This window comes from Pseudomonas sp. FP2335 (genome assembly GCF_030687535.1).
Classification (GTDB): Bacteria; Pseudomonadota; Gammaproteobacteria; order Pseudomonadales; family Pseudomonadaceae; genus Aquipseudomonas.
On the sequence record NZ_CP117437.1, the window covers coordinates 710,148 to 723,300 of the forward strand.

11 protein-coding genes are annotated in these 13,153 nt (G+C 63.3%); 1 reads left to right on the forward strand and 10 read right to left on the reverse strand.

What is annotated here, in order from left to right:
- Positions 1 to 49 precede the first annotated feature (49 nt).
- The 10 genes from PSH81_RS02945 to urtA form a co-directional block, all read right to left on the reverse strand.
- Positions 50 to 355 (reverse strand): urease subunit beta, encoded by a 306-nt coding sequence (locus PSH81_RS02945; RefSeq protein WP_017737512.1) that lies wholly within the window; start codon positions 353 to 355, stop codon positions 50 to 52.
- Positions 352 to 885, reverse strand: a complete 534-nt coding sequence (locus tag PSH81_RS02950) for a GNAT family N-acetyltransferase (RefSeq protein WP_305391976.1) — start codon at positions 883 to 885, stop codon at positions 352 to 354. The genes PSH81_RS02945 and PSH81_RS02950 overlap by 4 nt, the downstream gene beginning before the upstream one ends.
- A gap of 5 nt (positions 886 to 890) precedes the next feature.
- Positions 891 to 1,403: a GNAT family N-acetyltransferase gene (locus PSH81_RS02955; protein WP_305391977.1), complete on the reverse strand. Its 513-nt coding sequence runs from the start codon at positions 1,401 to 1,403 to the stop codon at positions 891 to 893.
- 9 nt (positions 1,404 to 1,412) lie between these two features.
- Positions 1,413 to 1,715 (reverse strand): urease subunit gamma, encoded by a 303-nt coding sequence (locus PSH81_RS02960; RefSeq protein WP_010213535.1) that lies wholly within the window; start codon positions 1,713 to 1,715, stop codon positions 1,413 to 1,415.
- A gap of 177 nt (positions 1,716 to 1,892) precedes the next feature.
- Positions 1,893 to 2,726 (reverse strand): urease accessory protein UreD, encoded by an 834-nt coding sequence (locus PSH81_RS02965; protein ID WP_305391978.1) that lies wholly within the window; start codon positions 2,724 to 2,726, stop codon positions 1,893 to 1,895.
- Positions 2,727 to 2,757: 31 nt separating this feature from the next.
- Positions 2,758 to 3,456, reverse strand: coding sequence for an urea ABC transporter ATP-binding subunit UrtE (urtE, locus tag PSH81_RS02970; protein ID WP_226455643.1), 699 nt, complete (start codon positions 3,454 to 3,456; stop codon positions 2,758 to 2,760).
- A gap of 133 nt (positions 3,457 to 3,589) precedes the next feature.
- Entirely contained in the window at positions 3,590 to 4,423 is an 834-nt protein-coding gene (gene urtD, locus PSH81_RS02975; RefSeq protein WP_226455644.1) for an urea ABC transporter ATP-binding protein UrtD, read from the reverse strand.
- Positions 4,420 to 5,487: an urea ABC transporter permease subunit UrtC gene (gene urtC / locus PSH81_RS02980; RefSeq protein ID WP_226455645.1), complete on the reverse strand. Its 1,068-nt coding sequence runs from the start codon at positions 5,485 to 5,487 to the stop codon at positions 4,420 to 4,422. Before urtC ends, urtD begins: the two co-directional genes overlap by 4 nt.
- Positions 5,487 to 6,989, reverse strand: a complete 1,503-nt coding sequence (gene urtB, locus PSH81_RS02985) for an urea ABC transporter permease subunit UrtB (protein WP_305391979.1) — start codon at positions 6,987 to 6,989, stop codon at positions 5,487 to 5,489. The genes urtC and urtB overlap by 1 nt, the downstream gene beginning before the upstream one ends.
- A gap of 158 nt (positions 6,990 to 7,147) precedes the next feature.
- Entirely contained in the window at positions 7,148 to 8,413 is a 1,266-nt protein-coding gene (urtA, locus tag PSH81_RS02990) for an urea ABC transporter substrate-binding protein (protein ID WP_305391980.1), read from the reverse strand.
- Between the two features lie 266 nt (positions 8,414 to 8,679).
- Between urtA and PSH81_RS02995 the strand changes: the two genes are divergently transcribed.
- Positions 8,680 to 13,137 carry a DUF4329 domain-containing protein gene (locus PSH81_RS02995; RefSeq protein ID WP_305391981.1) on the forward strand — a complete coding sequence of 1,486 codons (4,458 nt, stop codon included), beginning with the start codon at positions 8,680 to 8,682 and terminating at the stop codon, positions 13,135 to 13,137.
- Positions 13,138 to 13,153: the final 16 nt, after the last annotated feature.

Sequence of the window (13,153 nt, forward strand, 5' to 3'; positions counted from 1 at the left end):
CAAGCGAACGCGGTCAAAATGTGGGAGCGGGCTTGCTCGCGAAGAGGCCCTAAAGATCACCCATGACCCGCCCGGCAAACCCAAACACCCGCCGGCCCCCACTCAAATCCACTAACTCCACCTCGCGACTCTGCCCCGGCTCAAACCGCACCGCCGTCCCCGCCGGAATGTTCAAGCGCATGCCACGGCTCGCCGCGCGGTCAAACGTCAGCGCGTCATTGGTCTCGAAAAAATGGTAATGCGAACCCACCTGGATCGGCCGGTCGCCACTGTTGGCCACGCTCAGGCTGATGGTGCGGCGGCCGACGTTGAGTTCGATGTCGCCAGGCTGGATCTGATATTCACCAGGAATCATGAGGGTTGCCCCAGGGTCTTGAAGTAGATGGCGGTCGGGCTGTAGCGCCCGTCCGGGCTTTGGCAGTAGTCGGGCAACTCACCGATCTTGGTGTAGCGCAACGACTGGTAGAACGCTTCGGCCGGTGAGCCGGCCTCGGTGTCCAGGTACAGCAGGCCGCGCTTGTACTGGCGTGCGGCGAGTTCCAGGGTGTTCATCAACTGTTGGCCGAGGCCGTGGCGCCGTGCGCTGCTGTGCACCAGCAGTTTTTGCACCTCGGCGCGGTTCAACCCGTTGGCCTTCTGGCACAGCGCCAATTGCACGCTGGCGATCACGTGTTCATCGCGTACCACCACCCACAGCAACAGGCTGGCGTCTTCGATGCTCGCCTGCACGCCGCTCAAATAGCTGCGGGCCTGGGCCTCGTCGAAGTCGGCCATGAACCCGACCGACGCGCCGTGCCTGACCGCGTCCAGCAACAGCTCGATCAAGCCCAAGCGGTAGTGGGCAAAACTTTCAGCATTGACTCGACGCAGTTGTGTAGCGCTCATCGATCTCACTCCTTGGGCGGCTCGGCACCCGGGTTCAACGCCAGTTGCATGAAGGTCAGGTCCAGCCAGCGGCCGAACTTGATGCCCACTTGCGGCATCTGCCCGGTGGTGACGAAGCCCAGGCGCTCGTGCAGGCGGATCGAGGCCTGGTTGCCGCTTTCGATGGCGGCGACCATCACGTGTTTGCCAGCGCTGCGCGCGCGCGCGATCAGGGCTTGCATCAGCAGCGGGCCAAGGCCCTTGCCGCGCTGGTCGTTGCGCACGTACACCGAGTGCTCGACGCTGTAGCGGAAGCCTTCGAAGGGCCGCCAGTCACCGAACGAGGCGTAGCCGGTGACTTCACCGTTTTCCACCGACACCAGGATCGGATAGCGCTGCGCCTGGCGTGCGTTGAACCAGGCTTGGCGGTTAGCCAGGTCCACGGGGTGCTCGTTCCAGATCGCCGTCGTATTCAGCACCGCATCGTTGTAGATGTCGCGGATCGCCGGCAGGTCGCTTTCAAGTGCATCACGAATCATGGCCGTGCCTCACGCGATGGGCTGGTGGACGGTGACGAGCTTGGTGCCGTCGGGAAAGGTGGCTTCCACCTGGATGTCCGGGATCATTTCCGGGATGCCTTCCATCACTTGTTCGCGGCTGAGCAGGGTGGTGCCGAAGTGCATCAGGTCGGCCACCGTGCGGCCATCGCGGGCGCCTTCCATCAGCGCGGCGGAGATGTAGGCGATGGTCTCCGGGTAGTTGAGCTTCACGCCACGCGCGAGGCGACGCTCGGCGACCAGGCCGGCGGTGAAGATCAGCAATTTGTCTTTTTCCCGTGGGGTCAGGTCCATGGTTCAAGATCCTTCATCAATACATTCTCAAATACACCCGAGATCAAATGTTGAGTGAGCTTGTGTGGGAGCGGGCTTGCTCGCGAATGCGGTGGATCAGCAATAGATGCATTGACTGACACACTGCATTCGCGAGCAAGCCCGCTCCCACACAAACCGATTCCCACATTTGGATCGTCATGTGCTCCAGATTCTCGGTGCAACTGCTTCTCGGCCCAGTACGGCTGGGCGTAACAGTTTCCATAAGTCAATCAACCATGCCCTTGCCAACAGCGCCTCAGCGGCCAGGCAGCGGGCCACCAGCAAGCCGGGCAATTGCGTCAGGTCGCCGCGTACCGCATGGGGCAGGGTGCGGCAGGTTTCCAGCAGGTCGGGGTCGATGTCACCCGTGAGCAGCAACGTGGCAAACACCGGTTGCCCGTCCAGCCCGATCGGCGAGTCGAGCAAAGCGTCGGCGCCGACAATGCGCTGGCGCTCATGCCAAAGCAACTGGCCGTCGCGGCGGATGTCCAGGTGCGATTGAAAGTGACCAAGGTCAAAACGCTCGCCGCTGGCCGGGCGGCCGAGGGCGATCACGTCCCAGTAGAACAGGCGTGCATCGCCCTGCAGCGCGATGCGCGTGGTGAGTTCGGCCTGGGCCGCGCTGAATACGATGGTTTCCTGGGGCAACCATTCCAGGGTCGCGCCGGCTTCAACCGTGAGCTCGAGTTGTTGAAACGCCGGGCCGCTGGCGCGATACCACTTGGCCGCGCCGGGGCTGGTCAATTGCGCCCAGGCGCCGCTGCCGACGTGGGCGCTGATGTCCAGGCGGTCACCGCCGGCAATCCCGCCGGGCGGGTGCACGATGATGTGCTGGCACACCTCGGGGCCTTCGGCGTACAGGTGTTTTTGCACGCGCAGCGGGCCGAGGTGGCGGCGCATCACCGGGCGCGTGGTGTCGCCGAAGCGGGCGTAGCCGAGGTTCAGCTCGGCGTGCCAGCTGGGGGTGAACAGGGCAGAGGGCAGGTTCATGTCGTTGTGCTTATCGTTAGGACGCTACAGATTAGATCGTAACCAGGCCGCGTACACCTTCGCTTTCCATATTTTCGCCACGGCCCTGCTGCACGATTTCGCCACGGGACATCACCAGGTACTGGTCGGCCAGTTCGGCGGCAAAGTCGTAGAACTGCTCCACCAGCAGGATCGCCATGTCGCCACGCTCGGCGAGTTTCTTGATCACCGCGCCGATCTCCTTGATCACCGAGGGCTGGATGCCTTCGGTGGGTTCATCGAGGATCAGCAGGCGTGGACGGCTGGCCAGCGCGCGGCCGATGGCCAACTGTTGCTGCTGGCCGCCGGACAGGTCGCCGCCACGCCGGTGTTTCATTTGCAGCAGCACCGGGAACAGCTCGTAGATGAAGGCCGGGACTTCCTTGGCTTCGGCACCGGGGAAGCGCGCCAGGCCCATCAGCAGGTTTTCTTCCACCGTCAGCCGCCCGAAAATCTCGCGGCCCTGGGGCACGTAGGCGATCCCGGCATACACGCGCTGGTGCGGCTTGAACGTGGTGATGGCCTTGCCTTCCCAGTTCACCACGCCTTCCTTGGAAGGCAGCAGGCCCATCAGGCATTTGAGCAAGGTGGTCTTGCCCACGCCGTTACGGCCGAGCAGGCAGGTGACTTCACCGACTTTCACATCAAATGAAAGCCCGCGCAGGATGTGGCTACCGCCGTAGTACTGGTGCAATTTTTCGACTTGCAACATCTTCCAATTCTCCTCAAATCCCTTGTGGGAGCGGGCTTGCTCGCGAATGCGGTGGGTCAGTGAAAGGTGTAGTGACTGATACACCGCATTCGCGAGCAAGCCCGCTCCCACATAAAGCAAGTGCTTGTCTGGGTTAGCGACCGAGGTACACCTCAATGACGCGCTCGTTTTCCTGCACCTGCTCCAACGACCCCTCAGCCAGCACACTGCCCTGGTGCAACACGGTGACGTGGTCGGCAATCGAGCCGACAAACCCCATGTCGTGTTCCACCACCATCAGCGAATGCTTGCCCGCCAGGCGCTTGAACAGTTCGGCGGTGAACTCGGTTTCGGCGTCGGTCATGCCCGCCACAGGTTCGTCGAGCAGCAACAGTTGCGGGTCTTGCATCAGCAGCATGCCGATTTCCAGGAACTGCTTTTGCCCGTGGGACAACAGCCCCGCCGGGCGCTGTGCCGAGGCGGTCAGGCGGATGGTGTCGAGCACCTCGTCGATACGCTCTTTCTGCTCGCCGCTCAGGCGTGCACGCAGGCTGGCCCATACGGATTTGTCGGTCTTCTGCGCCAGCTCCAGGTTTTCGAACACGCTCAAGGCTTCGAACACCGTGGGTTTCTGGAACTTGCGGCCGATACCGGCCTGGGCGATCTGCACTTCGCTCATGCCGGTGAGGTCGAGGTTTTCGCCGAACCAGGCGGTGCCGTGGCTGGGCCGGGTCTTGCCGGTGATCACGTCCATCAGCGTGGTCTTGCCCGCGCCGTTGGGGCCGATGATGCAGCGCAATTCGCCGACGCCGATGTACAGGTTCAGGTTGTTGAGCGCCTTGAAACCATCAAAGCTGACGCTGATGTCTTCCAGGGTCAGGATGGTGCCATGGCGGGTGTTAAGGCCCTTGCCCGCGACCTGGCCAAGGCCGATGGCCTCACGGCCGCTGCCTGCGTCGAAAATAGGTTCCAGCATGACGTTCCTCATTTCTTCAGCAGGCCGATAACGCCCTTGGGCAGGTACAGGGTGACGATGATGAACAGCGCCCCGAGGAAGAACAGCCAATATTCCGGGAACGCCACGGTGAACCAGCTCTTCATGCCGTTCACCACACCGGCGCCGAGCAGCGGGCCGATCAGCGTGCCGCGCCCACCGAGGGCGACCCACACGGCGGCTTCGATGGAGTTGGTCGGTGACATTTCGCTGGGGTTGATGATGCCCACCTGCGGCACATACAGCGCCCCGGCCAGGCCACACAACACCGCGCTCAACACCCACACGAACAATTTGAACCCCCGCGGGTCGTAGCCGCAGAACATCAGGCGGTTCTCGGCGTCACGCAGCGCGGTCAGCACCCGGCCGAACTTGCTCTGCGCCAGGCGCCAGCCGATGTACAGGCTTGTCACGAGCAGCAGCACCGTGGCCACGAACAACACCGCCCGCGTGCCCGGTTCGGTAATGCCGAAACCGAGGATGCTGCGGAAATTGGTGAAGCCGTTGTTGCCGCCAAACCCGGTCTCGTTGCGAAAGAACAGCAGCATCCCGGCGAAGGTCAGCGCCTGGGTCATGATCGAGAAATACACGCCCTTGATCCGTGAGCGGAAGGCGAAGAAACCGAACACCAGCGCCAGTAAACCGGGGGCCAGCACCACCAGGCACAGGGCCCAGAGGAAGTGGTCGGTGCCAGCCCAGTACCACGGCAATTCAGTCCACGACAAAAACGTCATGAACGCCGGCAATTCATCGCCGGACGCCTGGCGCATCAGGTACATGCCCATTGCGTAGCCGCCCAGGGCAAAGAACAAACCGTGGCCGAGGGACAGCATGCCGGCGTAACCCCACACCAGGTCCAGGGCGAGGGCGACGATGGCGTAGCAGAGGATCTTGCCCACCAGCGTCAGGGTGTAGGCCGACACATGAAAGGCACTGTCGGCTGGCAGCAGTGAGAGCAACGGCAGCGCCAGCAGCAGCGCGAGGATCACGGCGCCGACGGCAATCGTCACCTTGGGGCCGGCCTTTTGCGTGGCCGTGAGCATCAATGGTTGGTTCATCAGTCGATCACCCGTCCTTTCAGTGCGAAGAGTCCCTGCGGGCGTTTCTGGATAAACAGAATGATCAGCGCGAGGATCAGGATCTTGCCGAGCACGGCACCGATCTGCGGTTCGAGAATCTTGTTGGCGATCCCCAGGCCAAACGCGGCCGTCACGCTACCGGCCAACTGGCCGACGCCGCCCAATACCACCACCAGGAACGAATCGATGATGTAGCTCTGGCCCAGGTCCGGGCCGACGTTGCCGATCTGGCTCAGCGCCACGCCGCCCAGGCCGGCAATGCCGGAACCGAGGCCGAACGCGAGCATGTCCACGCGCCCGGTGGGCACGCCGCAGCACGCCGCCATGTTGCGGTTCTGGGTGACGGCGCGCACGTTGAGACCCAGGCGCGTCTTGTTCAGCAGCAGCCAGGTCAGCACCACCACGCACAGGGCGAAGGCAATGATCACGATGCGGTTGTATGGCAGCACCAGGTTGGGCAGCACCTGGATGCCACCGGACAACCACACGGGGTTGGACACTTCGACGTTCTGCGCACCGAACACCAGGCGCACCAGTTGGATCAGCATCAGGCTGATGCCCCAGGTGGCGAGCAGGGTTTCCAGGGGGCGGCCGTACAGGTGACGAATCACCGTGCGCTCCAGCGCCATACCGATGGCGGCGGTGACGAAAAATGCCACCGGCAGCGCAATCAGCGGGTAGAACTCGATGGCCTGCGGCACGTAGCGCTGCATCAGCATTTGCACCACGTAGGTCGAGTAGGCGCCGAGCATCAGCATCTCGCCGTGGGCCATGTTGATCACGCCGAGCAGGCCGAAGGTGATCGCCAGGCCGAGGGCGGCGAGCAGCAGGATCGAGCCGAGGGACATGCCGCTGAAGGCCTGGCCGAGGATCTCGCCAAACATCAGCTTGCGTTTGACCTGGGCCAGGCTGGTCTCGGCGGCGGTGTGCACGGCGGCATCGGTTTCCACGCCGGGGGCGAGCAGCGCTTCAAGGCGCGTGCGCGCCAGCGGGTCGCCGGTGCTGCCGAGCAGGCGCACGGCGGCGAGGCGCACCACGGGGTCGGCGTCGACCAGTTGCAGGTTGGCCAGCGCGAGGCTCAGCGCGGTATGCACGTCTTCGTCGGTTTCGGCGGCGACCCGCTGGTCGAGGAATTTGAGCTGCGCAGGTTGCGCGCTTTTTTGCAGGGTCTGTGCTGCGGCCAGACGCACCTTGGGGTCGGCGGCGAGCAGTTGCTGGCTGGCTTGCACGTTATCGATCAAGCCGCGCAGGCGGTTGTTCAGGCGTACGGTTTTGGTTTCACCGTTGACGCTGAGTTGGCCTTGTTCAAGGGCGTCGACCAATTCGATGCGCGCCGGGTCGGGCTGGGCGGCCCAGTCCTGGAGGAGCTTGGCTTGCTGGGCCGGGTTGGCGTTGATGAAATCTTCGGCGTCGCTGGCGTGTGCGGCCAGAGGCAGCAACAGCAGCGCCGTGATAATGAAACGGTACAGGGCAGTAGGCATAACAAAGTGTCCTGATCATGCGCGGACTGGCTTTATGTGGGAGCGGGCTTGCTCGCGAATGCGGTGTATCAGTATCAGGTGTACTGGATGACACTCCCTCTTCGCGCGCAAGCCCGCTCCCACACAAGCTCCTTCCCACAGTTGAACCGAGGTAGGGCTTAGTTGCTTTTCACCGCATAGTCCGGCTTTTTGTCGTTGCCCGGGATGTACGGGCTCCACGGCTGCGCACGAATCGGCTCCTGGGTCTGCCATACCACCGAGAACTGCCCGTCGGCCTGGATTTCGCCGATCATCACTGGCTTGTGCAGGTGGTGGTTGGTCTTGTCCATGGTCAGGGTGAAGCCCGACGGTGCGGCAAACGTCTGCCCGCCGAGGGCTTCACGCACTTTGTCGACGTCGGTGGACTTGGCTTTCTCCGCCGCCTGCGCCCACATGTGAATGCCCACGTAGGTGGCTTCCATCGGGTCGTTGGTCACGGCTTTGTCGGCGCCCGGCAGGTTGTGTTTCTTGGCGTAGGCTTTCCAGTCGGCGACGAACTTTTTGTTTACCGGGTTTTCCACCGACTGGAAGTAGTTCCACGCCGCGAGGTTACCCACCAGCGGCTTGGTGTCGATGCCGCGCAGTTCTTCTTCGCCCACCGAGAACGCCACCACGGGTACGTCGGTGGCCTTCAGGCCCTGGTTGGCCAGCTCTTTGTAGAACGGCACGTTGGAGTCGCCGTTCACGGTGGAGATCACCGCAGTCTTGCCGCCGGCGGAGAACTTCTTGATGTTGGCGACGATGGTCTGGTAGTCGGCGTGGCCGAACGGGGTGTAGACCTCTTCGATGTCTTTGTCTGCCACGCCTTTGGAATGCAGGAACGAACGCAGGATCTTGTTGGTAGTGCGCGGGTACACGTAGTCGGTGCCCAGCAGGAAGAAGCGCTTGGCGCTGCCGCCTTCTTCGCTCATCAGGTATTCCACCGCCGGGATCGCCTGCTGGTTCGGCGCTGCGCCGGTGTAGAACACGTTCGGCGACATCTCTTCGCCTTCGTATTGCACCGGGTAGAACAGCAGGCCGTTGAGTTCTTCAAACACCGGCAATACGGATTTGCGCGACACCGAGGTCCAGCAGCCGAACACCACGGCGACCTTGTCCTGGGTCAGCAACTGCCGGCCTTTTTCAGCGAACAGCGGCCAGTTGGAGGCGGGGTCCACGACGACGGGTTCGAGCATCTTGCCGTTCACGCCGCCCTTGGCGTTGATCTCGTCGATCGTCATCAGCGCCATGTCTTTAAGCGACGTTTCGGAGATGGCCATGGTGCCGGACAACGAGTGCAGGATGCCGACCTTGATGGTCTCGGCGGCCTGGAGGGTCCAGGTCATGCCCATGGCGGCGATGGATGCCGAAAGAGTGAAAGCCTTGATCAAGCTGCGACGCTTCATGGTGCGATCTCCGAGAACCCAAGTGTTGTTGTTGGACAGATACAGGGGCGATTGCAAAGGCTGTGCCTGCTTTCGAAAAGGGCGTGGCTGGGGCCTGCGGGCAGATGGCGGTACGCGGCTCGCGCACTGAATAGGCGCCGGACGGCGGCGTTGGTGCGCGATGGGCACCGTCATGGTGCGTGCACGATTTAACTATGTAGCGCCAGCGTCGCAGGCACGGGATCAGGATGGTGGGCACCTTTCATTTTCAGGTTTCAGGTGCATTCATGGACGAAAAACTCCTCCCCAAGCCGGGCCGACTGAGCCCCGCGTTTCTCAGCAGCGATGATGCTGCGCGCTGGGCCCACCAGCGCATTGGCGCGCGGCGTAGCGTCGAATACGCGAGCGTCATCCTGCAGCGCCTGTCGGATCGATGGTTTGTCGCCAGCGAGCCGGTGATGGGCAAGGCGACGTCTTTCGACTGGAACCGGCTGCTGGACCGCGACCGTGCCACCGGCGAGTTTATCCACCCGGTCGGCTATCGCATTGTCGCCAGCCTGCACTCCCATCCCGATACGTTGGCGACGACCCAGCACCAGAACCCGCGTTGGACGCAGCAACAGGCCAGGGCGTTCATGAGCTTCTATTCGGTCCCGGACATCAGCTTCAACTATCAGGACCGTGCACGCTTTACCGCGGCGTACCTGTCCGGGCCGGATGGCGCGTTGCTCAAGTACCAGCCCAGCGGCTCGGCGGCCGAGGCCGGGTTTGTGCATTGGCTCGACACCAATGGCCCGTGGGAGTCGGTGCACGCTCACGATGGAACATTGGAGGGGGTCTACAAAAAGCTCGCGTCGGTGGGGCAACTGACCTTTGTGCTCTCCAGCGCTGCCTGGGGTGGTTCGATCGGTGCGGTGCCGGCCGACTGGCAGCCTTACCGGGCGTTCAGTGCGGCCGCGCTGCCAGTCGCCTGCGGCCCGGTGTTCAACGACAAGCTTGAGGTGTTCTCCTATGCCTGGTCGCTGATCCAGCGCACACCTGCGGCGCGACAACAGGTGTTGATCCTGCAACAGACGGCGGGCGAAGGTTATGTGGCCAGCGAGCCGCAGACGCCCGATGCATTGCCATTGCTGCCGGCGGGCTGGCACCTGCACGGCATCTACGTCCATTCCCGGCCTTTGCCTGGGCACTACCCGGCGCTGGAGGGCTGGCTCTACAAGAACTTTGTCAGCCCGCCCGAGTTGGCCGGCCACATCGCACGATTTCGTCAGTACAGTCAGGGCGGGCAGCCCACGTTGGGCGCCTCGCTGTACCTGCGCATGCGCGATGAGGCCGTATTGCGCTACCGTTTTTCAGGCTCGGCGGCCGAATCCGAGTTATTCACCAGGGATGAGCACGGTGAGGTCATCGACCACGGCATCCAGGCGGCCTTGTCGAGTGGGCAACGGCTGACCCGTGACTATGTGTGGCAAGTCGCTGCAGCGGGTGAGCTGAGTGTGGAAAAAACCAGTGCCCTGTGGGACCGCCCCGGAGTGGTCGACCCGCAGTGGCAACCCTATGCGGATTTTTCGTTGCCGGCCCTCAGTCGTGCGTTCCTGACGGCCGACGATGCCGCACGCCATGCCCATGAACGCATCGACGCACTGCGTGGGCATGCGTATGGCGGCTTGGTGCTCAAACGTCAGGACGGCCGTTTCGTGATCACCGCGCCAGTGTCCGTCGGTACCCACCCGTTTACCGAGGGCGGGCCCTATCCCAAGGACCGCCAGGGCCAACCGATCGTGTTGCACGCCGGTCACCAGCGGCATGCCGTGTATGGCTCGCGCCCGGCGATTTCGGTGTTTGAGCCCAGTGCCTTGGCGCAACCCGCCTGGCGGCGCGAGGATACGCAGGTGGATGCGCAGATGTTCCACGACCAGGATATCGAAGCGTTGTTGCACCATCGGCTCATGGCGTATCTCTCTTGCGCCCAGGAGGGGTTGCTGGCCTATCAATTGGGCGAGTCCACGGCACAGTGGCGGGCGCAATGGATAACCGACTCCAAGACCGGTGACAGCCCGATCGCACGCAACCTTGCCCACGGCTCGCTCAAACCGGTGGATGTGGTGCGCAAGCTGACCGAAGGCGGCACGCTGCGGGTACTGCAGGGCAACGCGCTGTGGGGGCCGGCCGGCACGCTTGACGCGGATTGGGCGCCATTCACCCAGGTGCTCGATTATCAACGACCGCAGCCAGTGAGCCACGGCGCGCTGTTCGCGAGTGCCGACGGCGCTGCCCTCGACCTGCTAGAGCGCGACGTGCAGGACTTTGGTGAACAGCACGTCAGCCGCTATTTCGCCTTCATTCTCAAGGCCGATAACAAGGATGAGTACCTGGCCAGCGAGCCGATCCCCGTTACCCGCAAGTCACCGCTGTTGTCACTGTCGGGCCTGTACGGCGACACCTTGCCGGCGGGTTTCAGCTGTCATGGCCTGTTCTACACCCAGCCGTGGGCAAGCAGTACGTCGACAACATGGCTGGAGCGTTTTTTCATCGGCCTGCAAGACTTGAACACGGCCATCGCCCAGGCCCGGCTCAATGCACCGATGCCGCCCCATGGCGCGTTGGTGTACATCGCCACGCCGGAAGGCGCCTTGCTGCGTTACCAGTCGCCGTCCGCGCGTGGCCTGTTCGAGGCGCAAAGCGAGGGGGATTCAGCCGAGGTGTTGCAGGCCAAGCTGAATGCCGGGACCTTGCTGCCGGTGCAGGTGGTGCGGCGTTTCGCGATGTCCGGGGCGTTACGGGTGATCCGCACAAGCCCGTGCTGGGATCGCGAGGGGCCGGTCTCCGGGTTGTGGAGCCCCTACCGGTTTCTTGAGCGGCGTCGCCTGAGCCCGGCCTTTGTGTCGATGGACGACGCGGCTCGGTATGTGCGGCAACGGGTGCCCACTGACTTGGCGCTGCACTACGGTGGCGTGATCCTGCGCCGCGACGATGGCTGGTTTGTCGCCACCGAACCGCTGCAAGTGCGGGATGAAGTGTTCGACATCGCGTGGGTGTTTCCGGATGAGCTGGTGACTCGCGGGCTGTACCCGGTACGCACCTCGGTGGTGGCGCGCTACGTATCTCGGCCTGCAAGGGTGGTGCCGCTGTTTCTGTCGCCGGTCCAGGCCAAAGTGTACGGCACGATGTTTTCCACTCGGCAACTGGCCCAGGCGATAGAGGACGCGTCCGCCAGGCAGTATCACTATTTGCTGGCCAGTGACGGTGCACTCTTGCGCCTGCTCGGCGCGCCCCAGGTGGACAACCCGCTGATCAGCGCGGCTCAGCTCAAGCTCAAGCCTCGCCACCGTCATGACTGGCTGGACAGCCCGCTGGAGCGCCAACTGCGCAACGCCGAACTGATGCCGATTGATTACGTCAACCGCGTGGCCGACAGCTTTGATTTACAGGTGGTGATCGGCAGCCCGTTATGGGGCCCGCAGGGCGTGGTGGCGGGGTGGCACCCGCTGGTGTCGGAGGTGGCGACGGCGCGTGGTTACCCCATGGCGCGCCATGATCCGGCGTGCACCCCGCTGTTCAGCCAGGCCGACGACGCGGCGCGGCACGTGCATGGCCTGCCGATGGAGCGTACCGAATTACGCTTTGGCTACGTGCTCAAGGCTCGGCACAACGGCCAATACACTGCGACCCTGCCGGTCAGCGATGCGGGTTCCAGGCTGGCGCGGCGCCGTGTATTCAGCGATGCCGGTTATCCCTATGGCTACCAGTTGGCGGGTCTGTATCTGTGCGTTTCGCGGCCGGCGGGGTTTTATCCCGAGGGCCGTGAGCAAAGCAGCGACGGGATTTATCAGGGGTTGTTTTCACCCACCGACCTGATCGAGGCGATGTTTCAAGTACACGCCACGAGTACGCGCCAGAGCCTGCCGTTGTACCTGTCCTGCGCAGACGGCGCACTGCTGCGGTTTGTGGTGCGAGACCCCCGGTTTGTCGGCTACGGCGATGAGTTGAAACTGCGTTTGCGGTTACTCCGTCCGGCCGACTTTATCCAGCGCATGCGGGCGGCCGGCGTGTTGACCGTGTTGGTGTCCAGCGTGAACTGGCCGCAGGGTGCGGCGACGCAAGGGGGCTTGGGGCCGATCCATGCGCATGCGGATGACGCGGTGGGCTACGTGCATGGGCGCATCGGACGCTTCAGCGGTACGCAATACCTGGGGGCGCTGCTGGAAAATCCTGCGGCGAGCAGTTGGGTTGCGATGATGCCGGTGGTGGATGCGGGCTTTCCTTCCACGATGGCGCCACGGGTGTTTACCGGGGCGCAATGGCCCAAGGGCTATCGGTTGTGTGCGGCGCACCTGGTGTTTCATGCCGGCCTCGACCAGCCGCCCGCCGTGGCTGAGGACCCTTACCGCGAGTACTTCGTGTCATGGCGCGAACTGGCGTACTACATCCATCAATTGACCCGCGATGGCCTGTCCATCGACGCGTTCTACCTGAGCGCCCGCGATGGTGCACTGCTGCGCTACACCCCGCGTTTCAGCGACGCGGAATACAACCTGCTGGCCACCACCGGCAAATGGTCCGAGGAGCATGGGTACACACAGTTTGCGCCCGAACCTTCCTGGGTGATCGCTGAATTGGCACGCATCGGCGAGTTGCGGGTTGTGCACGCAGGCAGCTTCTGGGCAAGACGCGGTGCACTGGGGCAGGAGGGGCTGCCTCAAAACGGCGTGACGCCGGGTGCGCCCGAAAAAGATGAGCTTTGAACTGAGGTGCCGGGTG

What these genes read in the sequence shown, in the direction of transcription:
- urtE (WP_226455643.1), bottom strand. Translation starts at nt 3,456, where the DNA reads ATGTTGCAAGTCGAAAAATTGCACCAGTACTACGGCGGTAGCCACATC.
- urtB (WP_305391979.1), bottom strand. Translation starts at nt 6,989, where the DNA reads ATGCCTACTGCCCTGTACCGTTTCATTATCACGGCGCTGCTGTTGCTG.
- PSH81_RS02995 (WP_305391981.1), top strand. Translation starts at nt 8,680, where the DNA reads ATGGACGAAAAACTCCTCCCCAAGCCGGGCCGACTGAGCCCCGCGTTT.
- PSH81_RS02945 (WP_017737512.1), bottom strand. Translation starts at nt 355, where the DNA reads ATGATTCCTGGTGAATATCAGATCCAGCCTGGCGACATCGAACTCAAC.
- urtD (WP_226455644.1), bottom strand. Translation starts at nt 4,423, where the DNA reads ATGAGGAACGTCATGCTGGAACCTATTTTCGACGCAGGCAGCGGCCGT.
- PSH81_RS02950 (WP_305391976.1), bottom strand. Translation starts at nt 885, where the DNA reads ATGAGCGCTACACAACTGCGTCGAGTCAATGCTGAAAGTTTTGCCCAC.
- urtC (WP_226455645.1), bottom strand. Translation starts at nt 5,487, where the DNA reads ATGAACCAACCATTGATGCTCACGGCCACGCAAAAGGCCGGCCCCAAG.
- PSH81_RS02960 (WP_010213535.1), bottom strand. Translation starts at nt 1,715, where the DNA reads ATGGACCTGACCCCACGGGAAAAAGACAAATTGCTGATCTTCACCGCC.
- urtA (WP_305391980.1), bottom strand. Translation starts at nt 8,413, where the DNA reads ATGAAGCGTCGCAGCTTGATCAAGGCTTTCACTCTTTCGGCATCCATC.
- PSH81_RS02965 (WP_305391978.1), bottom strand. Translation starts at nt 2,726, where the DNA reads ATGAACCTGCCCTCTGCCCTGTTCACCCCCAGCTGGCACGCCGAGCTG.
- PSH81_RS02955 (WP_305391977.1), bottom strand. Translation starts at nt 1,403, where the DNA reads ATGATTCGTGATGCACTTGAAAGCGACCTGCCGGCGATCCGCGACATC.